This is a genomic window from Ruegeria sp. AH7 (genome assembly GCF_056541325.1).
Genome location: NZ_JBQFYF010000001.1, coordinates 391,157 through 409,958 on the forward strand (window position 1 = coordinate 391,157; position 18,802 = coordinate 409,958).

Annotated in this window: 17 protein-coding genes and 2 tRNA genes; 4 read left to right on the forward strand and 15 right to left on the reverse strand. The window is 57.4% G+C overall.

Annotated elements, in window-relative coordinates; translation table 11 throughout:
* Positions 1 to 3: 3 nt before the first annotated feature.
* The 5 genes from ACR0JX_RS01980 to ACR0JX_RS02000 form a co-directional block, all read right to left on the reverse strand.
* Positions 4 to 801, reverse strand: a complete 798-nt coding sequence (locus ACR0JX_RS01980) for a carbohydrate ABC transporter permease (RefSeq protein ID WP_058280831.1) — start codon at positions 799 to 801, stop codon at positions 4 to 6.
* Positions 798 to 1,661, reverse strand: a complete 864-nt coding sequence (locus ACR0JX_RS01985) for a carbohydrate ABC transporter permease (RefSeq protein ID WP_480540937.1) — start codon at positions 1,659 to 1,661, stop codon at positions 798 to 800. Before ACR0JX_RS01985 ends, ACR0JX_RS01980 begins: the two co-directional genes overlap by 4 nt.
* Positions 1,661 to 2,734: an ABC transporter ATP-binding protein gene (locus ACR0JX_RS01990; RefSeq protein ID WP_480540939.1), complete on the reverse strand. Its 1,074-nt coding sequence runs from the start codon at positions 2,732 to 2,734 to the stop codon at positions 1,661 to 1,663. Before ACR0JX_RS01990 ends, ACR0JX_RS01985 begins: the two co-directional genes overlap by 1 nt.
* A gap of 1 nt (position 2,735) precedes the next feature.
* Positions 2,736 to 3,785 carry an ABC transporter ATP-binding protein gene (locus ACR0JX_RS01995; RefSeq protein ID WP_480540941.1) on the reverse strand — a complete coding sequence of 350 codons (1,050 nt, stop codon included), beginning with the start codon at positions 3,783 to 3,785 and terminating at the stop codon, positions 2,736 to 2,738.
* A gap of 81 nt (positions 3,786 to 3,866) precedes the next feature.
* On the reverse strand, positions 3,867 to 5,606 hold the full coding sequence (locus tag ACR0JX_RS02000) for an ABC transporter substrate-binding protein (RefSeq protein WP_480540943.1): 1,740 nt from the start codon (positions 5,604 to 5,606) through the stop codon (positions 3,867 to 3,869).
* 401 nt (positions 5,607 to 6,007) lie between these two features.
* Between ACR0JX_RS02000 and ACR0JX_RS02005 the strand changes: the two genes are divergently transcribed.
* Positions 6,008 to 6,790 (forward strand): DeoR/GlpR family DNA-binding transcription regulator, encoded by a 783-nt coding sequence (locus ACR0JX_RS02005; RefSeq protein WP_480540945.1) that lies wholly within the window; start codon positions 6,008 to 6,010, stop codon positions 6,788 to 6,790.
* Between the two features lie 46 nt (positions 6,791 to 6,836).
* Here the strand turns inward: ACR0JX_RS02005 and ACR0JX_RS02010 are convergent.
* The 6 genes from ACR0JX_RS02010 to ACR0JX_RS02035 form a co-directional block, all read right to left on the reverse strand.
* Positions 6,837 to 6,911: transfer RNA gene (locus ACR0JX_RS02010), tRNA-Glu, on the reverse strand.
* 25 nt (positions 6,912 to 6,936) lie between these two features.
* A tRNA-Glu gene (locus ACR0JX_RS02015) sits at positions 6,937 to 7,011 on the reverse strand.
* 108 nt (positions 7,012 to 7,119) lie between these two features.
* Complete coding sequence (gene recJ / locus ACR0JX_RS02020; RefSeq protein ID WP_480540947.1) at positions 7,120 to 8,862, reverse strand: single-stranded-DNA-specific exonuclease RecJ; 1,743 nt, start codon at positions 8,860 to 8,862, stop codon at positions 7,120 to 7,122.
* A 92-nt stretch (positions 8,863 to 8,954) separates the two neighbouring features.
* Positions 8,955 to 9,938, reverse strand: coding sequence for a class II fructose-bisphosphatase (glpX, locus tag ACR0JX_RS02025; RefSeq protein WP_480540949.1), 984 nt, complete (start codon positions 9,936 to 9,938; stop codon positions 8,955 to 8,957).
* A gap of 71 nt (positions 9,939 to 10,009) precedes the next feature.
* On the reverse strand, positions 10,010 to 11,296 hold the full coding sequence (locus ACR0JX_RS02030; protein ID WP_480540951.1) for a homoserine dehydrogenase: 1,287 nt from the start codon (positions 11,294 to 11,296) through the stop codon (positions 10,010 to 10,012).
* A 118-nt stretch (positions 11,297 to 11,414) separates the two neighbouring features.
* The gene (locus ACR0JX_RS02035) at positions 11,415 to 11,669 is read right to left on the reverse strand and encodes a hypothetical protein (RefSeq protein ID WP_480540953.1); all 255 of its coding nucleotides are present in this window, start codon (positions 11,667 to 11,669) and stop codon (positions 11,415 to 11,417) included.
* A 100-nt stretch (positions 11,670 to 11,769) separates the two neighbouring features.
* Here ACR0JX_RS02035 and ACR0JX_RS02040 point away from each other — a divergent pair, with 100 nt between their 5' ends.
* On the forward strand, positions 11,770 to 12,357 hold the full coding sequence (locus ACR0JX_RS02040; protein ID WP_480540955.1) for a TetR/AcrR family transcriptional regulator: 588 nt from the start codon (positions 11,770 to 11,772) through the stop codon (positions 12,355 to 12,357).
* Positions 12,358 to 12,380: 23 nt separating this feature from the next.
* On the opposite strand, the gene ACR0JX_RS02045 is transcribed toward ACR0JX_RS02040, so the two are convergent.
* Positions 12,381 to 13,292, reverse strand: coding sequence for a pirin family protein (locus ACR0JX_RS02045; RefSeq protein ID WP_480540957.1), 912 nt, complete (start codon positions 13,290 to 13,292; stop codon positions 12,381 to 12,383).
* Between the two features lie 159 nt (positions 13,293 to 13,451).
* Between ACR0JX_RS02045 and ACR0JX_RS02050 the strand changes: the two genes are divergently transcribed.
* Positions 13,452 to 13,928, forward strand: coding sequence for a hypothetical protein (locus ACR0JX_RS02050; RefSeq protein ID WP_480540958.1), 477 nt, complete (start codon positions 13,452 to 13,454; stop codon positions 13,926 to 13,928).
* Here the strand turns inward: ACR0JX_RS02050 and ACR0JX_RS02055 are convergent.
* Genes ACR0JX_RS02055 through ACR0JX_RS02065 form a run of 3 tightly spaced genes read right to left on the reverse strand, consistent with a single transcriptional unit; the run spans position 13,925 to position 16,984 of the window.
* Positions 13,925 to 14,518, reverse strand: a complete 594-nt coding sequence (locus ACR0JX_RS02055) for a hypothetical protein (protein WP_170532461.1) — start codon at positions 14,516 to 14,518, stop codon at positions 13,925 to 13,927. The genes ACR0JX_RS02050 and ACR0JX_RS02055 overlap by 4 nt on opposite strands.
* Complete coding sequence (locus ACR0JX_RS02060) at positions 14,505 to 15,092, reverse strand: TadE/TadG family type IV pilus assembly protein (protein ID WP_480540960.1); 588 nt, start codon at positions 15,090 to 15,092, stop codon at positions 14,505 to 14,507. Before ACR0JX_RS02060 ends, ACR0JX_RS02055 begins: the two co-directional genes overlap by 14 nt.
* A complete protein-coding gene (locus ACR0JX_RS02065; RefSeq protein WP_480540962.1) occupies positions 15,089 to 16,984 on the reverse strand; it encodes a Tad domain-containing protein in 1,896 nt (631 codons plus the stop codon). Before ACR0JX_RS02065 ends, ACR0JX_RS02060 begins: the two co-directional genes overlap by 4 nt.
* Before the next feature lie 327 nt (positions 16,985 to 17,311).
* On the opposite strand from ACR0JX_RS02065, the gene ACR0JX_RS02070 reads away from it, so the two are divergent.
* Positions 17,312 to 18,742, forward strand: a complete 1,431-nt coding sequence (locus ACR0JX_RS02070) for a Glu/Leu/Phe/Val family dehydrogenase (protein ID WP_170532467.1) — start codon at positions 17,312 to 17,314, stop codon at positions 18,740 to 18,742.
* Positions 18,743 to 18,802: the final 60 nt, after the last annotated feature.

Consider the following 18,802-nt stretch of genomic DNA (forward strand, 5'->3'; position numbering starts at 1 on the left):
ACCTCACACGCGTCCCATCGCGAACCCGCGCGCGATGTAGTTGCGGACAAACCAGATGACGATGGCGCCGGGAATGATGGTCAGGGTCCCGGCGGCTGCCAGCAGACCCAGCTCATATCCCGCGCTCGAGGCGGTGCGGGTCATCACAGCAGCGATGGGTTTGGCCTCAACCGCGGTAAGTGTCTTGGCCAGCAGCATTTCCACCCACGAGAACATGAAGCAGAAGAAGGCTGCTACACCCACGCCCGCTTTGATATTGGGCAAGAAGATCGTCACGAAAAAGCGTGGAAAGGAATAGCCGTCTACATAGGCGGTTTCGTCCAGTTCCTTCGGGATACCGCGCATGAAACCTTCCAAAATCCACACCGCCAGTGGCACGTTGAACAGCGTATGCGCCAGCGCCACAGCCAGATAGGTGTCGAACAGGTGGATCGACGAATAGAGCTGAAAGAACGGCAGCGCGAACACCGCCGCCGGGGCCATCCGGTTGGTCAGCAGCCAAAAGAATAACTGCTTATCGCCCAGGAACCGATAACGCGAGAATGCATAGGCCGCAGGCAGAGCCACACAGACCGAGAGCACCGTGTTGATCGTCACGTAGATGATCGAGTTGATGTAGCCCCAGTACCACGTGGGATCGGTGAAGATGGTGATGTAGTTTTCCAGCGTAAAGGTCTGGGGAAACAGGGAAAAGCCCGACAGGATCTCGTTCGTGGTCTTGAAGGACATCGCCACCAGCCAATAGATCGGCAGCATCAGAAACGCGATATAGAGGATCGGGATAAGGGACCGCTTCTTCATTGCGCGTCATCCTTTGTCATCAGAGTGTAGAAGACCCAGCTGACCAGCAGCGTGATGGCGAAGTAGATCAAGCTCATCGCCGCTGCAGGGCCAAGGTCGAACTGTCCCAGCGCGATCTTCACAAGGTCGATCGAGAGCAGGGTGGTCGAGTTTCCGGGGCCGCCGCCGGTCAGAACGAAGGGCTCGGTATAGATGTTGAAACTGTCCATAAAGCGCAGCAGAACGGCGATGGTCAGGACGGTCTTCATCTTGGGCAGTTGGATATAGCGGAACACCGACCATGGGCTGGCACCGTCGATCTTCGCGGCCTGATAGTAGGCATCCGGGATCGATACGAGGCCCGCATAACACAGCAGCACAACCAGCGACGTCCAGTGCCAGACATCCATGACGATGACGGTGATCCAGGCCGATAAAGGCTGTTGCGTCATGTCATAGTTGATGCCCAGAATATCATTCAGGAAGTAGCCCAGCAGGCCGATCTTGGGCAGGGTGAATATGTTCCACATCGAGCCAACCACGTTCCACGGGATCAGCATCGGCAGGGCCATCAGGACCAGACAGACTGGAACCCAGAATCCTTTGCGCGGCATGGACAGGGCGACGATGATGCCCAGTGGCACCTCGATCAGCAGGATCAGAAAGGTGAACAGGAACTGCCGCCCCAACGCGGCTTGGAACCGGTCGGATCGCAGGATCTGTTCGAACCAGCCGAGACCTTCCCAGAAGAACTGGTTGTTGCCGAAGGTTTCCTGCACCGAGTAGTTGACCACCGTCATCATCGGCACCAGCGCGTTGAACGCAACCAGTGCCAACACCGGCAGGACAAAGAACCAGGCTTTTTGGTTTTCTGTTCTCATCAGCTGCGCTCCTCGGTTGCGATCCAGCCGTCGCGGTAAACGCGGGATTGTTCTGGTTTGAATTGCAGGAAGACCTGTGAGCCCGGATTGGGTGCATTATGTTCGGTCACGGCTTTAAGGGCGGTGTTACCGACCATGGCGCTGACGACGTAGTGGCGACCGATGTCGGACACTTTGGTCACCTGCGCCGGGATGCCAGTGTCGCCAAAGCCCACATATTCGGGGCGGATACCCAGATCAGTGCGACCACCGTCGCCATGGGTAGGGCCTTCCAGCATCACCTCATGGCCCTCAAACACGGCCCGGTCGCCCTTGGTCTCGCAGGGCAGAACATTCATGCCGGGAGAGCCGATAAAGTGGCCAACGAAGGTGTGCTGAGGGCGCTCGAACAGCTCGACCGGCGTGCCAATCTGCACCACTTCACCCTCCTGCATCACCACAACTTCATCGGCGAAGGTCAGGGCTTCCGTCTGGTCGTGGGTCACGTAGATCATCGTCGCTTTGACGCGCTGGTGCAGCTCTTTGAGCTTCGAGCGCAGCTTCCATTTCAGATGCGGGTCAATGACGGTAAGCGGTTCGTCGAACATCACCGCGTTCACGTCATCACGGACCAGACCGCGCCCCATCGAAATCTTCTGCTTATTGTCCGGGCTGAGGCCGCTGGCGCGGGTGTTCAGCATATCCTTGACGTCCAGCATCTCGGCAATCTCATCGACGCGGCGCTTGATCGTCGCGGCATCGACGCCTCGGTTCTTCAGCGGAAAAGCCAGGTTTTCGCCCACGGTCATCGTGTCGTAGATCACCGGGAACTGGAACACCTGCGCGATGTTGCGCTGATCGGGTGGCAGGGCTGTAACATCCTGACCGTCAAACAGAATCTGCCCCTCAGACGGCGTCAGCAGCCCCGAGATGATATTGAGCAGAGTGGACTTGCCGCAGCCCGAGGGGCCCAGTAGCGCATAGGCTCCGCCATCACGCCAAGTCACGTCGATCTCTTTCAGCGCATAATCCTCGGGGCCTTTCGGCGATGGCATATAGCTGTGTCGCAGGTTGGAAAGCTTGATCTGTGCCATGTCAGGCCACCCTTTGGCCGTCTTGGCCGAAATACCGGCAATGGGCCGGGTTCATGTAGAAACTGTGATCTTCGCCAACTTCATAGGGATGCACACCTGCCGCGAGCGAAACCCAGTCATCCGAGCCATGCTGGAAATGCGCGCTGGAGTCGGAACCCGACAGTTCTGTCACGATCACGCGACCCGTCAGTTCCACATCAGCATCCGATGTGCGGAACGGTGTCACTCGATGTGGGCGCACGGCGACCATGTAGTCTCCGTCGGCCATGTCCGAGACCGTCCAGCCTCCGCCGCCTGCCAATTGTGCCTGCGCACCTGATACGGTGATGTGGGCAACATTGATCGGCGGGTCCGAGAAAACGCGGGCGGCCGCGATGTTTTCGGGATTGCGATAGATGTCTGCGGTCGGACCGAATTGCGTGACGCGACCGTCTTCCATCAAAGCCGTGTAACCGCCCAAAAGCAGGGCTTCCTCGGGTTCCGAGGTCGCGTAAACGACTACGGCACCGCGTCCTGCAAACAGGTCAGGAAGCTGTTCACGCAATTCCTCACGCAGCTTGTAGTCCAGATTTGCCAGCGGTTCATCCAGGAACACAGCCCGGCTCTCTTTCGCAATCGCACGCGCCAGGGCGGTCCGTTGTTGTTGGCCACCCGACAGCTCATGCGGGCGGCGGTGCAGCATCGGGCGCAGTTGTAAGAGGTCAGCAGCCTCTTCCACGCGGCCTTCGATTTCGGATTTCGCCATGCTAGCCACGCGCAAAGGCGAGGCGATGTTTTCAAAAACGGTCATATGCGGGTAGTTCACAAAGAACTGATGAACCAAGCTGATCTGCCGCTTTTGCGTGTTCAGCTTAGTGACGTCCTGCCCATCCATAAAGACCTTGCCCGAGGCAATTGGGTCCAGCCCCGCCATCATCTTGATCAGAGAGGTCTTGCCCGATCCGGTCGCCCCCAAAAGCACATTGAAATGGCCGGTGCGCAACGTCAGGGTGGTGGGCTTGATATGGATGTTGTTGCCAACCCGTTTGGTGGCGTCTTGTAGTTCGATCATGTCCGTGGATTCCGGTCCTTCAGTGCACGCACTGGTCTTGGGAAGGAGGTGCCGAAAACGGCACCCCCAGTTCTTTCGAGCTTACTGAGACTGCCAGCGCTGAACCAGTTCGTCATAGTTGACGGTCTGGCCTTGCGGCTTTTCGTTCTCAAGCTTGGCCTTGGGCGAGCCCGGCTTTTCCAGCCAGAAGGCAGCATCCTGCGGCTCGTTCAGGCGTGGACCACAACCGCCATAGACGTTGGCGGCCTCATCTGCGGCCTGCATGCGGGACATGGTGATGTCCATCTCTTCGGCCAGACGATCCATCGCCTCTTGCGGCGTAAACGCGCCCGAGTTCACGTCACCGATCTGCTGCCACCAGATTTGGGCCAGCTTCGGATAATCCGGAACGTTGATGCCGGTCGGCGACCATGCCACACGGTCAGGCGAGCGATAGAACTCGACCAGACCACCCAGCTTGGGTGCGCGTTCTGTGAACGACTCGTGATTGACCGAACTGTCGCGGATGAAGGTCAGACCCACATGGGACTTCTTCACGTCAACAGTCTTGGAGGTCACGAACTGAGCATAGAGCCACGCGGCCTGAGCACGATCCTCGGGGGTTGATTTCAGGAAGGTCCACGAACCCACGTCCTGATAGCCAACCTTCTGACCGTCTTCCCAATACGGGCCATGCGGGCTGGGCGCCATGCGCCACAGCGGCGTGCCTTCGTCGTCGACAGTGTTATTGCCTTCGGATTTCGGCTTCACCATGTCTGCGGTAAAGGCGGTGTACCAGAAGATCTGCTGGGCCACGTTGCCTTGGCTAAGTGCCGGCAGCGACTGGTAGAAGTCATAAGACGCCGCACCCGGAGGCGCGTAGGCCCGCAGCCATTCATCCCACTTGCGGATCGCATAGACCGCAGCCGGACCGTTGGCCGCACCACCGCGCGAGACGGAGGCCCCGACAGGGTTACAGGTGCCCGCTTCCATGCGGATGCCCCATTCATCAACGGGTACGCCATTCGGTTCACCCACGTCACCAGCACCGGCCATTGACAGCCAGGCGTCGGTCATACGCCAACCCAAGTCAGGCGCACGCTTGCCGTAATCCATGTGACCATAGATTGTCACACCATCGACTTCCTTGACGTCATTCGTGAAGAATTCGGCGATGTCCTCGTAAGCGGACCAGTTGACAGGAACACCCAGATCATAGCCGTATTTCTCTTTGAACGCGGCCTTGTTGGCTTCGTCATCGAACCAGTCCTTGCGGAACCAATAGAGGTTCGCGAACTGCTGGTCGGGCAGCTGATACAGCTTGCCATCCGGACCGGTGGTGAACTGAATGCCCATGAAGTCATCCAGATCCAGCGTCGGCGAGGTTGTCGCCGCCCAGTCGCCGCCCATCATGTCGGTCAGCGGGTAGGCCAGCTGCAGGCGCGAATGCGTGCCGATCAGGTCGCTGTCGTTGACATATCCGTCATACAGGTTCCGACCGGTTTGCATTTGGGTCTGAACGGCCTGCACCACTTCACCTTCACCCAGGATCTGGTGGTTGACCTTGATACCGGTGATTTCCTCGAACGCCTTGGTCAGAACCTCGGATTCATACGAGTGGGTGGGGATGCCTTCGGATAGGACGTTAATCTCCATGCCCGCATAAGGTTGTGCAGCTTCGATGAACCACTGCATCTCGGCCATCTGTTCGTCTTTCGACAAGGTCGATGGCTGGAATTCGTCGTCAATCCAACGTTGTGCTGCGGCTTCGTCGGCCCAAGCAGGACCGTGCCCCGCAATGACGGCAGCCGCCGCCACTGCGGAAAGTAGATGTCTCCGCATCTGTCTCCTCCCAAAGATTTTGGTTGCGTCCGGCGCAAACCGGATGAGGGGAAGCATCAGCGATTTCTTGCGTATGTGTCAAACTAAATTTTTAGTAATTGACCTTCGGGCATTCCGAGATGTGAAGATTGATGATGTTGAAACGGTTAAGGTTCGTCGATAATATATTGATTATAAAGTGTAAAAATTGGCGTTTGGCTTCCGGTGAGTTGGGAGTGGAGGCGCATTCCTACGATACTACCCAGCAAGGTCGGTGCACGCTATCAACCACGACCCTCGTTGATCCTGCTGTTGCCAAAACAACCAAGGCTTGAGCCTAGAATGCTCAAAAAAGCCAAAACGCTGGATTTACCAACCCTGATTTGTAGTTTGTGCGCCAGTTCGATTCTTCGGAGCGGAATGTGAAAAAACACGCACTCAACACCCATCGGGAACTTGAATTGCTTGAGGCGTTGAAGCGTCTTGGTGGCACTGCCCGAAACACTGAACTGGCCACAATGCTGGACGTCTCGGAAGAGACCGTGCGCCGTACGATCAAAGCCCTGTCAAAGGCTGGTACTGTCGAGCGGGTCCATGGCGGCGTATTTTTGGCCGGAGCGCAGGGCGATCCGGGTTTCTTTCGTCGTATTTCGCAGCACGCCGATGAAAAACGCGCGATTGCCCGACATGTTGCGACTGGGATCAAGGATCAAATGACTGTCTTCCTGGATGTCGGATCAACGACCGCCTTTGTCGCGGAAGAGTTGCGCCAGGCCCAGAACCTGACCATTGTCACCAATTCAATCGTCGTGGCGCTGACATTGGTTGGGGTCAACGGCAACCGGGTGCATCTGTTAGGCGGTGAGATGCAAAGCGATGAACGCGGCACGTTCGGGCATGTCGCGCACAAGCAGGTGCAGCGTTACGCATTCGATTTGGCGGTCCTCAGCACCGATGCGATCTCGGACAGTAAAGGGTTTTTATACCAAAGCGCTGCTGAGGCGGATTTAGCGTCCACAGTTGCCAATCATACCGATCACGTTGTGATGGCAGCGGATCAGCACAAATTCGATGCGTCCGCGCCTTATGTTGGGCCAGACCCACGGATGGTTCACGTATTGGTCACGGACAGCGCGCCGAAGCAGGCATTTGCTGACCAGATCGCGAAATGGGGGATCAAGCTACAGGTTGCATCGTCGGGATAGCCTGCGTGGCAAGGTGCCTAAACTAGGTCGAAGAAGTTTCACCGATTGGTAGCCCGTAGGGGAATCGAACCCCTCTTTCCAGGTTGAAAACCTGGCGTCCTAACCGATAGACGAACGGGCCATTTGGTATCTGGCGCAAGCACAAGTGGTAGCCCGTAGGGGAATCGAACCCCTCTTTCCAGGTTGAAAACCTGGCGTCCTAACCGATAGACGAACGGGCCACGCTGGCTTGTGGAGGGCCTTTTACGGTTTCACCCCGACCCCCGCAAGCCGAAAAATGCAGGGATGTGAAAGTTTTTGAACGGCTGAAAGGGCAGACAAAATCCTTATCAGTTGGCTTCGGCTGCGTCCTCCAGCCGAAGCTGCACATTTTGCCGTCCGCCCCAAGTGTTCACCTCGAGCCGACCGGCAAAGTGAAACCGTGCACCGCCATGATTTGACAGCCGTTCCCCAAGCGGTCCGTCGAAGGCGCCAAAGGCGATGGCATCCAGCCCGCCGCCCATTCCATCCGACAGGGATAGTTTCAGATGCGTCTCGCCTACACGCTTGGCAAAGCGCACCTGCAGATCAGGCAGAGCATAGCGTGGGGCAGGAGCGCTGGCCCCGAAAGGCCCTGCCTTTTCAATCTGTTCAATCAACTCCACCGTTGCTGCGCCGGGCATCAGGGCACCATCTAGCCTGACATCAGCTAGTCCACCTTGCCCTGCACCCTGCTTTTCAAGCAACTCCGAGAGGCGCGTCATTGCAGGCTCCAACTGATCCCGCATCACCGTCAGGCCTGCCGCCATCTTGTGCCCGCCGCCTTTGATCAATAGCCCTTCGGCTACCAGACGCTGGATGGAAGCCCCTAGATCAACGCCCGAGACTGACCGGCCTGAACCCTTGCCCTCGTCACCGTCAAATCCGATCACAATCGCTGGCCGGTTTGCCGCCTCTTTCAGCCGAGAGGCGACGATACCGACCACGCCGGGATGCCAGCCTTCGCCAGCCGCCCAGACCAAAGGCGCATCCAGACCACGATCCTCGGCCTGTTCCAAGGCGGCGGTACGCACGGCGTTTTCGATGTCGCGCCGCTCGGTGTTCAGTGCGTCCAACCGTTCGGCCAGTGCTTCGGCCTCGGACGTCGAGTCGGTGCTGAGCAGCCGGGCGCCCAGATCGGCCTGACCGATGCGCCCTCCGGCATTGACCCGAGGGCCCAGCAGAAACCCAAGATGATAGCTGTTTGGGGCGGCATCCATTCGGGCGACATCGGACAAGGCCACCAAGCCGGGCCGCTGCCGCCCGGCCATAACCTTCAGCCCCTGACGCACCAGCGCGCGGTTGGCCTCGATCAACGGGGCAACGTCGGCCACGGTGGCCAGCGCGACCAGATCGAGCAGAGAGATCAAATCCGGCCCCTTGAGGCCCGTCTCGCGCATTTGGCGCCCGGCCTCGACCAGCATCAAAAAGACTACCCCAGCCGCACAGAGATAGCCCAGATCACCGCTTTCATCCTGCCGGTTCGGGTTCACGACGGCGACGCAATCCGGCAGCGTTTCCGCGCCCAGATGGTGATCCAGCACGATCACATCCGCACCCTTGGCTGCTGCGATGGGTTCGTGGCTGAGGGTGCCGCAGTCGACGCAGATGATCAGGTCATGTGCTGCCGCCAGTTCCTGCATGGCAGGCACATTCGGTCCGTATCCTTCGTCGATCCGGTCCGGCACATATAGCGTCGCTTGCAATCCCATCTGACGCAGCCAGACCAAAAGCAAAGCCGCCGAACTGCCACCGTCTACGTCATAATCTGCGAAAACCGCGATCCGCTGTCGTTCGCGCACCGCGGTCAGAAAGCGCGCCGCCGCGATCTCCATGTCTTTCAGGCTACGTGGGTCGGGCAACAGTTCCTTGAGCTTTGGTTCCAGAAACCCTGCTGCTTCCATCGGAGGCACGCCGCGTCGTGCCAGAAGCTGGCAGACTGCGCGCGGCAAGTCGGCCTGCTGCACCAGCATTTCAGTCGCGCGCTCAACCTCGGGCGAGGGGCCGACCCATCGGCGACCTGTCAATGACTGCTCAACCCCTAGAAAGCTCATCCTGCCCCTCATATGCCAAGGCCGGATCCGCTTGGATCCGGCCTCTTAGGCTCTTTACAGTTACTCTTGTCGAATGTCGCGGCGCAAGCCGCTTAGGCGTCGGCGTGTGACCACATTGGTGTGCGGTATGACATGCGGCGCACTGATCCGGTTTTGGATCGCATCAGCAAGGTTGTTGTCTCAAGCCAGCCTGGCTCGCGCTTGATACGCGGCAGAAGCGATCCGCCGGTCACGCCAGTCGCGGCAAAGATCACATCCGCTGTCACCATCTCATCGCGGGTGTAGATGCGGTCTAGGTCAGAGATGCCTGCCTTGGCGGCGCGACCGCGTTCGTCGTCATTGCGGAACAACAAACGACCAAAGATCTGACCGCCCATACATTTCAGTGCAGCCGCGGCCAAGACACCTTCGGGTGCACCGCCTTGACCCATATACATGTCGATGCCTGTGGTTTCGCTTTCGGCGCAATGCATCACGCCGGCCACATCGCCATCAGTGATCAGGCGGATCGAAGCGCCGGTTTCACGGACTTCGGCAATCATCGCCTCATGGCGCGGACGTTCCAGAATACAGACTGTGATGTCAGCTGGCTCACAGCTTTTGGCTTTGGCCAGGGCTTCCACACGCTCACGCGGGGACATATCCAGCGAGACGACGCCTTCGTCATAGCCCGGACCAACGGCCAGCTTGTCCATATAGACGTCGGGTGCGTGCAGCATCGAGCCGCGCGGGCCCATGGCGATGACCGTCAGCGCGTTGGGCATGTCTTTGGCGGTCAGTGTGGTGCCTTCCAGCGGGTCCAGTGCGATATCAACGCCGGGGCCGTTTCCGGTGCCAACTTCTTCACCGATATACAGCATCGGAGCTTCATCACGCTCACCTTCACCGATGACGACGACGCCTGCGATGTCCAGTAGGTTCAGCTGTTCACGCATTGCATTGACGGCGGCCTGATCTGCGGCTTTCTCATCACCGCGCCCCACCAGCGAAGCCGAGGCAAGCGCTGCCTGTTCTGCGACACGCGCAAGCCCCAATGACAGCAGGCGGTCGTTAAAATCGGTTTTGGCAGCGTTCATGCGATGTATTCCTTTGGTCGGCAATGACGTTACGTCTGGCATAGCCTGCACGAGGCGCAGGCTGCAAGGGGTCAGACCTGTTCGATCCGCAGCGCGACGGGCTCGCCCGCAACAACATCGGTTGCCCGGAACCCATCCAGGGCCACGTCCAGTGTCGCCCGCGTTGTCTTGTGCGTTACAATCAGAACTGGTGCGGTGCTTTCACTGTGCCCATACTGGCGCATCCGATCGATCGAGACACCCGCGTCGCCCAGAATGGCGGCAATCTTGGCCAGCGCACCGGGTTTGTCCAGCAGGGCCAGGCGTAGGTAATAGGGCGCAGGCAGGCCGGTGACGGCGGGGGTTGCGGCTTCAAGCGAGCTTGCCGGTCGGCCAAAGGTCGAAATCTGAAGGCCGCGTGCCAGATCGCAGACATCGCCCATCACCGCGCTGGCAGTTGGGCCTTCACCGGCGCCGGGGCCGCGCAGGACAACCTGATCCACTGCGTCGCCTTCGATCACCACCATATTGGTGCCACCTTCCAGCTGCCCTAGCGGCGAGTCGCTGGGCACTAGGCAAGGCTGCATCCGCTGTTCAAGGCCGCGCGCGGTGCGTTGCGCCACACCCAGCAGTTTGATGCGGAAGCCCATGTCATGTGCCTGATCTATGTCATCCAGGCTGATCTGTTGAATACCTTCAATCTCGATCCCGTCGAAATTCGGTTTGGTGCCAAACGCAATTGACGACAGTAGCGCCAGTTTATGCGCCGCATCGATGCCACCTACATCCAGGTTCGGGTCGGCCTCAAGATATCCCAGTTCGGCACATTCATCGAACAGTGCGTTATAGCCCTGACGCTGAGACTGCATCCGGGTTAGGATATAGTTGCAGGTGCCGTTCATGACGCCCATAACGCGTGTAATCTCATTGCCCGCCAGACCCTCGGTCAGGGATTTGATAACGGGAATACCACCTGCAACAGCCGCTTCAAAACGGATCACACGGCCTGCAGTTTCGGCCTGTTCGGCAAGCGCCTGACCATGGATGGCCAGAAGGGCTTTGTTTGCGGTGACGACGTCTTTGCCACTGGCCAAAGCTGCCTCGACTGACGCTTTTGCGGGGCCGTTTTCGCCGCCCATCAGCTCGACATAGACATCGATATCATCGCGCTGGGCCAAGGCGACCGGATCGGTCTCCCATGCATAGTCGGACAGGTTCACACCACGGTCTTTGTTCGGGTCGCGTGCGGCCACTGTCACGATTTCGATCCGACGTCCCGTACGTGCCTCCAGCAGATCGGCATGACGACGGATGATCTTGACGACACCCACGCCAACTGTTCCCAAGCCCGCAATTCCAAGCCGCAGCGCCTGTGTCATTCCGTGGGTTCCTTTCCGCTCGATCTATTCTGAAACCGGACTGTCATCCGGTCAGCGCTGCCTTAGCGGGTTCGGGCCGAGGGTGCAATCCGTCACGGCGGCGCCACGGCCCCGGGTGTCAGTTGACTGGTGCGCTTTGAAGCGCTTCGGCCTTTTTCCTGAGCGCTTCGGCGCGCGCGTTCAGGTCTTCCTCGACCTCAGTGGCTTCGCTGGCCGGATCAATTGGCGCACCAAGTGAGTCCTGCAGCGGGATCAGGGGCGGATAAGCGGCCTTTTGCACCGAACGCGACTCAGAGCCGTCCAACTCAGGAATATCCGCGCAACCCATCAAGGTCAGCGTCAGGATCAGCAAGGGCAGGGCTTTGGTCGGCATGGGCTCTCACGCGGTGACAGTGTGATCCTGTGATGCACGTTTTAACGCATTGGTTCAAGCGGGCTTCTATCTGAACATTTGTTCAGATACGGTATCTGTCATGGCACGTACCCAGGGTTCTCACTCCGACATCACAGGCCCGCGTATTCGCAGCGCGGCGCTGAGGCTTTTTGCCCGCCACGGCTATGCGGCGGTGTCGATGCGGCAGATTGCAAAAGAGGTCGGTGTGCAGGCCGGGGCGCTGTACAACTATACGCCGGATAAGCAGAGCCTGCTGTTTCGTCTGATGCGCGAGCATATGCACGACCTGTTGCAGGCCTATGCCGCGTTGAATACGTCCTCTGATCCGCAAGAGGCATTGCGCGGCTTTGTCGGCTTCCATATCCGTTTCCATCTGGAACGCCCGGATGAGGTTTTCATCGCCTATATGGAGTTGCGCAACCTGACCCCTGAGAATTTTACAGAGATCGAGGATTTGCGCCGAAGCTATGAGAACGCGGTGGAAAAGATCCTGCGTGATGGGCAGCGGTCCGGGCTTTTTGCCATTGCGGACACCAAGATCGCCACACTCGCTGTTATCGCCATGCTGAACGGTGTGATGACGTGGTATCGCGCTGGAGGGCGCTTGTCGCTTGATGAGGTCGAGCAGGTCTATTGGGACATGGTGCGACGTGCGGTGACGGCCTGACAGGGATCAGGCCGCCCAAGTGATCAATGCGTCGGACGAATGAAGGTTCCGTTTCGCAGCTCCTTGAACGCCTGTTCCAGCTCGGCGCGCGTATTCATCACAATCGGCCCATGCCAAGCGACAGGCTCATCAATAGGCGCGCCTGAGATCAGCAGAAAACGTACACCTTCAGGCCCGGCCTGAACTGTGACTTCGTCACCTGTGCCAAAGCGCACCAGCGTACGATCCCCGGACATGTCGCGGATGTTTACTTCTTCCCCGGCGACCTCTTTCTCTAGCAACACGCCAGTTGGCTGTGAGGCATCGGCAAAGGCAGCTTGTCCTTGAAACACATAGGCAAAAGCGCGGCGATAGGTGTCTATGCGAAAGGTCTTTTTGACGCCGGCCGGTATCTGGATGTCCAGATACTGAGGGTCCGCCGCGATGCCATCCACCGGCCCGGTTTTGCCCCAGAACTCTCCGACAATCACCCGCACGATTGTGCCGTCATCATCGATGACCTCGGGGATATCCTTGCTTTGCACATCCTGATAGCGGGGCGCGGTCATTTTCTGGGCCGAGGGCAGGTTCCCCCAAAGCTGGAAACCGTGCATCTGGCCTGTGCTGTTTCCGTGTGGCATCTCCTGATGCAGAATACCGGACCCGGCAGTCATCCACTGCACATCGCCTGCGCCTAGCGTACCGCTATTGCCCAACGAGTCCGAATGCTCGACCGTTCCGGCCAGCACATAGGTGATGGTTTCGATCCCGCGATGGGGATGCCAGGGAAATCCGGCTTGGTAATCCTGTGGGCGTTCGTTGCGGAAGTCATCAAACAACAGAAACGGGTCCAGCTCGGACGGGTCCTGAAAGCCGAACGCGCGGTGTAGTTTCACGCCAGCGCCCTCCATTGTGGGCATGGCTTTGCGGGTTTCCAAGGTGGGTCTCAGGGACATGGGTGCCTCCTATTCCTTTTCCCAGCATGTAACCTCTGCTTGGTTGCGGTCAATTCGCACGGATTCACTGGCTTTGTGCGATTTTGTTTAGAGGTTTCAGCCCCTGTTGTTCAGCGAAGAAAGCGGATAAACGAAGGCCCGGGCTGACAGGAGACAAGAATGCAGGACGAAGTACTGGCCACAATTGAGGCTTCAGCGCCAAGACGTTGGATCGGGGTTCTTATGCTTGGCACAGTTGGCGTTTTGGTGCTGTATGTCGCGCTGTCCACGCCGCCTGAGCTGGTCTGGCAGGTGTTTTTGATCGTTGTCGGTGGGGCGGCGCTGTGGCTGGCCTATAGTGTGTGGCAGGCGACCCAGGACCGGATCGAGCTGACGCGCACGGAACTGCGCACCGGGGCAGGGTGTCTGATTGCGCTTGTCGAGGAGATTGAGGCTGTCGACCGGGGCGTGTTTGCCTTCAAACCCTCGAACGGGTTTCTGGTGCGTACGCGGGCAAAAAATTCGAACAGCTGGGCGCCAGGACTTTGGTGGCGCCTCGGACGCCGAGTCGGCGTAGGCGGCATGACCGCCGCCTCTGAGGCCAAGTTTATGTCAGAGATACTCTCGGCCCTGTTGCTTGAAAGGGATGAGGCTTAGCAGTCGTCTGGGTCGGCCACTGTGATATTGGTCAGCCCACGCGGCTGAGTGAACATGAATTTGTTAATCGCAAAGGAATGGTCTCCGTAGCCGATCTTGAACGGACGAGTGTACCAGTCTTTTGTTTCAACAAGGATCATCACCGCTCTGTCGGCCATGACAGGTATTCTGTCTTTGTATTCGTTCAGCAGTGTCGCATTGTCGAGTTTCTCAAAGCTCTCGCCGCGCGGGCAAGTCCAAAGCACAAAGTGGCGATCTTGGTCCTGATCATACCGTACGAATGAGATACGCATCGATACTGCCGAGCGGTCAGAGATCATGAACTTTTGAAGTTCGTACAGGTTTGTAATGTACTGCTTCGTGATCTGCTGATCTTCACGAGAGATAATATCCGCAACAGCAAATGCCGCCTTGAGATTGCTGGCGCTTTGCCGATAGCTGTCGAAATAGGTGTAAGATGTCCACATCGACCAGAACAGAAGCGGGAAAACCATGACCGCTTCAATACTGACGACGCCATCTTCCTTACGCCAAAAGCGACCAAGCCAACTGGCGGCGGTACGGGGCAGGGATAAGTTAAAACGGTTCATGGACAAACACCGTTGCTACATGCAGTTCATACTGGTCATCAATCGGATCAAACCGGGTCAAACGGCCCAAAGTCGTTCCAAAGAACAAAGGATCGATTTCAGCACAGGCCCGGATGATCATCAGCTGGTTTGAGGTCCCGGGATCAAAAAATGGCTCATCATCATCACCACCACGAATTTCTTCGGGCGTATCGACGCAATAGGGCTGCTGAAAGCTGCCGTTTAGAACCGTGCTGGCGGCGAATGGATTGATCGAGGTCATCTCGATTGCCAAATTGTCAAAGCACTTCGGGATCGCGCCGGCCTTATCACAAACGACCTGCTTCAACAGAGTATGAGTCCACTGCGCGCCGGGCGTTTGATCATAGACTTCGATCCGATTCATGCGGACATCTTGGATGGTTTCATCCAACGCACGCTCAAGGTTTGCGTGGTTGTAGGCCACGATGCCGATTTCGACGCCTGAATAGGTGGTGATCATGAAGATCGGGAACCAGAACACGAACTCGATCGTGGCCATACCATCTTCGTTACGGCGAAACCGGCGCAGTTTTTGGGTCAGGCGTCTGATCATTGCGTCAACCTCAGATTCCGGATGCTCGACGTAATCGAAGCAAAGACATCAGGCAAATCGTCTGGGCTGGCCTCGTAGTAGGTCGCGTCGGTTGTTTTGCAGTGTTGCATGATAGCGCGGCCAGCGGATGGCGCTTCCAGCGAGATCGTAAAGATCACGACACCCATCTGCTGTTTTGCATAGTCGCACATCGACCTTACGCGCGGGTCCTTGATGCTACGACCGGCTGACTCAACGGCATCATAGTAGAAGTCATACGCCCAGCTTGAACCGTAGCGGTCATAGAACTGCTGATAAAGCTCGTAGCGCGTGGTCCGCTCCCAAAGATCCGCCCATGTCAGGTGTTCAGAGGGTTCTACGTCCAGCTCCAGATAGGTTTTGACGCGTTTGGTATCCCGATCAACGTTGTAGCAGGTACCAGAAGAGAACGACAGGCAACGATATTGAATGTACCCGCGCACATAGTCACCTGTCGGGTCGCCAACCAATGCCTCGTCGACGCTGGCGACGTTTTCGTAGGTGACGGTGGCGTTGTTGACAATCGTGTTGCCATACCCGCTAGGTTGGAATTGGTCTCTGACCCAGTAGTTCCCGCCATCCGACGAGTCCCACTCGATCATGTCCACATCTGGCCAGATGTAGTCGGTACCAAACTCGATTGTGATTTCATCATTGGAATCAAGCTCGGCGTAAGACACATAGTCGTTGATGCGCTCATTCCACCAAACCCCAGACTTACCGTCGCGATACGGGTCATTGGTCCAATACTGAGTCGTATTCGCACCATCAGTCATCAGGATCATGACTTTCAGTGTGTCGCCGCTGTGCGGGTTGTCCGGGCGCGTGGCGAACTCGGCTGGTACGTCACCCGCGGCTGCCATCTGGGCGATCACAGGCTGCATACTGTCATCAAGCAACGCCATGCCCCACTTAACGCCCAGGTCAATCGACGTGTTGCCCGCCGCTTGGAACGACGCGATTTTGTCTTTCAGAAGATCGGCGTCCTTCTGAAACACCATTGCTTCGCGGTTCTCGTCAGACTCACAGATTTCGCTATAGACGAGGTTGTCGTTTACCGGACGCTGGTCGTAGTCGCCCCAAGCGGTGAAGTGAAGCGTGCGATCATAGACAAGGTTCAGATCAAATTCGCCGTCCTGGAACTGGCTGCTAGTAAAGTTGATGCAGTTGGCATGCGGGTTCACACCGGACGTGTTGATATAGTCCATCATCGAGTCGGGCAGGGCGACCTGTGTCGCGTAAGGGACGATCGAGATCGACATTTTGCCGTCTTCGGATTTGTCGACCATTTCTTGCACGAATTCCTGCGCGGCAAGCTTCAGTGTGGTCAGTCGGCTGTTGCTGTTCATCGAGCCCGAAACGTCAAGAACCATCGAGATCTCGACATTGCCCAAGGCTTCTTCTGCTGCGCTGAATACCGAGGTCGTGATGAAGTCTACATCCCACCACTGCATGAAGTGCATCGCCACGTCCATTTCCGCACGCGCCTGCACACGGCGGAAGCCTTCGATGGTCACGGCACTCGAACCACACAGATTGGCAGGTTCGATAACAATTTCGTCCTCGATCAGATATTGAGCAAGGTTCTCTTTCTCGAGATAATCTTTGATAACGACTGTCGGACAAAGATCTTGCCGAAGATCGGTGGCCGCAAGCACCGCACGGTCTAGGGAATATTGCAGTCGTGCGCGTTCATGATCAAAGCGCTGGATATCTACCGCGAAACCACCGACCGCAAAAACGACCATAATCAAGCCTAAGGTAAAGATGGTCATCGTGCCATCCTCGGACCGGACGAAACTGTGTGACGGCAAACGACACGCGTCTGCTCGCTTTGATTTTCCCAGAATCGACTTCGCTTTAAATATCTTCATACCGCGTTCCTCTACCGGTCAGGCACACTGATTCCAGTCGTTCCCAACTTTAATTTTTTAGACGTGGAACGTGGCGAGATTTGGGCACCTTCGTCACTATGATGCTATTATTGAATGAAAATCGGCCTCAGTTTTGGGGTGTCGTGAGGCTTTGTTTCGCCCGTGTGGACAATTTGGCCAAAAGTCTTAACGGGCCGACTCAGGGGCGGGCTCGGTAATCCTGCGTTCATAAAGTGGTGAAAAAAAGTGCACTTGAAGATTGCAGCCCGCTGCAAGTGGTGCGACAAAACGTCATGACGTTTGTCAGTTCCCGGTATGGAGGATTTTATGACCGGTATCAAAGAACCCAGCTTTCGTGAAAGTGTTGATCTGATGTTCAACAGGGCGGCGTCCCTGATGGATTTGCCCCCGGGGCTGGAAGAGAAGATACGGGTCTGTAACGCAACCTACACAGTTCGCTTTGGTGTGCGCCTACGGGGCGACATCCATACCTTCACCGGCTATCGCTCGGTCCATTCCGAGCATATGGAGCCGGTGAAAGGCGGAATTCGCTATGCTTTGGCGGTGAACCAGGACGAGGTCGAAGCGCTGGCGGCGCTGATGACGTATAAATGCGCGCTGGTCGAAACGCCGTTTGGTGGTTCGAAAGGTGGGCTTTGCATCGATCCGAGAAAATACGAAGAGCATGAGTTGGAACAGATCACCCGTCGTTTCGCCTATGAACTGGCTAAGCGTGACCTGATCAACCCATCCCAAAACGTACCCGCGCCTGACATGGGCACGGGCGAGCGTGAGATGGCTTGGATGGCCGACCAATATGCGCGGATGAATACGACTGACATCAACGCGCGGGCCTGTGTGACAGGCAAGCCCTTGAACGCTGGTGGGATCGCCGGGCGTGTCGAAGCCACTGGGCGCGGTATCCAATATGCGCTGCGCGAATTCTTCCGTCACCCCGAAGACGTAGCCAAGGCGGGGCTGACCGGTAAGCTGGACGGTAAGCGTGTTGTGGTACAGGGGCTGGGCAATGTGGGTTATCACGCCGCGAAATTCCTGAGCGAGGAAGACGGTTCGACCATCGTAGGCATCATCGAGTGGGACGGCGCGCTCTATAATCCCGATGGCATTGATGTCGAGGCGGTGCGCCAGTGGATCATCAAGCACGGCGGTGTGAAAGACTATCCTGATGCGACGCACTCGGCCGAGGGTGGTGACGTACTGGAAGCGGAATGTGACATCCTCGTCCCGGCGGCTTTGGAAGGCGTGATCAATCTTGAGAATGCTGAACGTATCAAGGCCCCGCTGATCATTGAGGCCGCGAATGGCCCCGTGACCGCTGGTGCAGATGAGATCCTGCGCAAAAAGGGTACGGTAATCATCCCCGATATGTATGCCAACGCCGGTGGTGTGACAGTGTCGTATTTTGAGTGGGTCAAGAACCTCAGCCATATTCGCTTTGGCCGGATGCAGCGGCGCCAGGAAGAAGCGCGGCATGAGCTGATCGTCAGTGAATTGGAGCGGCTGGACCGCTATCTTGGTGATGCCTGGACGATGTCTCCGGACTTCAAAACAAAATATCTCAAAGGGGCGGATGAACTGGAGCTGGTCCGGTCTGGCCTAGATGACACCATGCGGATTGCCTACCAGTCGATGCGCGAAGTCTGGCATAGCCGCGATGATGTCGAGGATCTGCGGACTGCGGCCTATATCGTTGCGATTGACCGCGTTGCGAACAGTTATAGGGCCAAAGGTCTTTGAATGTATTTGGATGGGGCGGGCTTCTCGCCCCATCCTGTCGGACCGGCCCGAAATGGGCAA

What these genes read in the sequence shown, in the direction of transcription:
- ACR0JX_RS01980 (WP_058280831.1), bottom strand. Translation starts at nt 801, where the DNA reads ATGAAGAAGCGGTCCCTTATCCCGATCCTCTATATCGCGTTTCTGATG.
- ACR0JX_RS01985 (WP_480540937.1), bottom strand. Translation starts at nt 1,661, where the DNA reads ATGAGAACAGAAAACCAAAAAGCCTGGTTCTTTGTCCTGCCGGTGTTG.
- ACR0JX_RS01990 (WP_480540939.1), bottom strand. Translation starts at nt 2,734, where the DNA reads ATGGCACAGATCAAGCTTTCCAACCTGCGACACAGCTATATGCCATCG.
- ACR0JX_RS01995 (WP_480540941.1), bottom strand. Translation starts at nt 3,785, where the DNA reads ATGATCGAACTACAAGACGCCACCAAACGGGTTGGCAACAACATCCAT.
- ACR0JX_RS02000 (WP_480540943.1), bottom strand. Translation starts at nt 5,606, where the DNA reads ATGCGGAGACATCTACTTTCCGCAGTGGCGGCGGCTGCCGTCATTGCG.
- recJ (WP_480540947.1), bottom strand. Translation starts at nt 8,862, where the DNA reads ATGAGCTTTCTAGGGGTTGAGCAGTCATTGACAGGTCGCCGATGGGTC.
- glpX (WP_480540949.1), bottom strand. Translation starts at nt 9,938, where the DNA reads ATGAACGCTGCCAAAACCGATTTTAACGACCGCCTGCTGTCATTGGGG.
- ACR0JX_RS02030 (WP_480540951.1), bottom strand. Translation starts at nt 11,296, where the DNA reads ATGACACAGGCGCTGCGGCTTGGAATTGCGGGCTTGGGAACAGTTGGC.
- ACR0JX_RS02035 (WP_480540953.1), bottom strand. Translation starts at nt 11,669, where the DNA reads ATGCCGACCAAAGCCCTGCCCTTGCTGATCCTGACGCTGACCTTGATG.
- ACR0JX_RS02040 (WP_480540955.1), top strand. Translation starts at nt 11,770, where the DNA reads ATGGCACGTACCCAGGGTTCTCACTCCGACATCACAGGCCCGCGTATT.
- ACR0JX_RS02045 (WP_480540957.1), bottom strand. Translation starts at nt 13,292, where the DNA reads ATGTCCCTGAGACCCACCTTGGAAACCCGCAAAGCCATGCCCACAATG.
- ACR0JX_RS02050 (WP_480540958.1), top strand. Translation starts at nt 13,452, where the DNA reads ATGCAGGACGAAGTACTGGCCACAATTGAGGCTTCAGCGCCAAGACGT.
- ACR0JX_RS02055 (WP_170532461.1), bottom strand. Translation starts at nt 14,518, where the DNA reads ATGAACCGTTTTAACTTATCCCTGCCCCGTACCGCCGCCAGTTGGCTT.
- ACR0JX_RS02060 (WP_480540960.1), bottom strand. Translation starts at nt 15,092, where the DNA reads ATGATCAGACGCCTGACCCAAAAACTGCGCCGGTTTCGCCGTAACGAA.
- ACR0JX_RS02065 (WP_480540962.1), bottom strand. Translation starts at nt 16,984, where the DNA reads ATGAAGATATTTAAAGCGAAGTCGATTCTGGGAAAATCAAAGCGAGCA.
- ACR0JX_RS02070 (WP_170532467.1), top strand. Translation starts at nt 17,312, where the DNA reads ATGACCGGTATCAAAGAACCCAGCTTTCGTGAAAGTGTTGATCTGATG.